Below are 1,420 nucleotides of genomic sequence, written 5' to 3' on the forward strand. Positions count from 1 at the left end.
GATCGGCGCGCGTCTTGACGTCGATGTGGCGGCCTGCTGGCGCCCGACTGCTCAGAATTACTGGGGTCGGGTCAACAAGGGGCATGCGGTCGCTACCGCGCGCAAGCTCATTGGCGACGATTACGCCGAAGATCGCAATCGCGAGCGTAAGGGCGATATCGCGGCCGCGATGGAGCGGGCCTTCGCGGAAACGGCCGGCGAGACGGAAGGGTTCGACGCCGCAACGGTTGTCAGGACGACGCGCTGGCTGCCCGACGGGATGGTGTTTGCCGGTGCGGCGGAGGCTGTTGCCGACATGGCAGGCGAAGCGCCGGAGACCGAGGAGGGGGATGTGTCCGCCGAAGATTCTCTGAGCGACGCCGAGAGCGATGAACCGTCGTCCTTGCCCGCCTTCCTCAGCGAGGATGCGGCTTGACGAGCCGCACGCTGACCTGATCACGACATGAGCCTTGGGCCGTCCTCACATCGAGGGCGGCCCTTTCCGGCTGACGGGTTACCAACAGCCGATATCGGATCGGCGGGCCCGTCCCGGAGATATCCCATGACCACCACACTTGACCTCGATCCCGTTAAGGAAGCCGCACTCGTCGCTTCGCAGAATGACGCCTTTCGTCGCTCTATCCTTGGCAATATCCTCGTCACCGATGCCCCGCAGGGCCAGTTCGTGATGACCCGTGGCGTTGCAGCGCTTGGGCCCGATGCCCAGCTTGCTCTCACCCGCAGCGTGGCTTCATTTGACGCGTTCAACGCTGACAGCGACCCGCAAGGATGGCACGAGATGGGCGTCATCGACCTCGACGGCACGAAGGTCTGGTTCAAGATCGACCTGTACGACGTCGACTACACCTATGGCTCGCCTGAGCCCTCCGATCCTGATCAGACGCGCCGGGTCCTGACCCTGCTTCTGCCGTCGGAATACTGACGCCCCTTTTTCACCGACATCGCCACGGATCGCCCTTGCACAAAGGGCGGTCCTTTCGGGCTGGCGGGTTCCAAGGGGCGCGATGATCGTGTCCGGCCTGCCGCAGGAGACCAGAGATGGCCAAGACACTCGACTACCAGATCACCCTCTATCCCGCACATCGCGATGGCGCCTTCGTCGTCACCCAGTTCCAGATGCTGGCGAACTACCCCGAAAAGCGCATCGAGGCCGCGGGCATGGATGATCTGATCGACCAAGTGACGCAGTTCGCGATGGAGCACGGCGAGAGCTGCAGCGCCTCGGTGCGCTGCCTCGCTCCGCGCAAACCGCCGGGGTTCAAGCGCGCGACCGAGAATTTGTATTTCAACCTGGTTGACCGGACGGCTGAGAAACGCGGCGACGCTGCGGCCTGAAGCCCCCCAAAGGAAACCTCCGGGGCGCGGCCTGCAAGACGGTCGCCCTCACCCTCCCTCAATTCCAAAGGACCGAAGATATGAC

The 1,420-nt window shown here is 63.8% G+C and carries 2 protein-coding genes and 1 pseudogene; all 3 read left to right on the plus strand.

The annotated features are described in order from the left end of the window. A pseudogene (locus tag J7416_RS22560) lies at positions 1–415 on the plus strand (chromosome partitioning protein ParB); the annotation flags it as partial. A 126-nt stretch (positions 416–541) separates the two neighbouring features. Next, positions 542–922 carry a DUF3768 domain-containing protein gene (locus tag J7416_RS22565; RefSeq protein ID WP_009804228.1) on the plus strand — a complete coding sequence of 127 codons (381 nt, stop codon included), beginning with the start codon at positions 542–544 and terminating at the stop codon, positions 920–922. Positions 923–1,038: 116 nt separating this feature from the next. Then, positions 1,039–1,335 (plus strand): hypothetical protein, encoded by a 297-nt coding sequence (locus J7416_RS22570; protein WP_009804229.1) that lies wholly within the window; start codon positions 1,039–1,041, stop codon positions 1,333–1,335. Positions 1,336–1,420: the final 85 nt, after the last annotated feature.

The sequence above is a fragment of the Ruegeria sp. R14_0 genome (assembly GCF_017743975.1).
Taxonomy (GTDB): Bacteria; Pseudomonadota; Alphaproteobacteria; order Rhodobacterales; family Rhodobacteraceae; genus Ruegeria.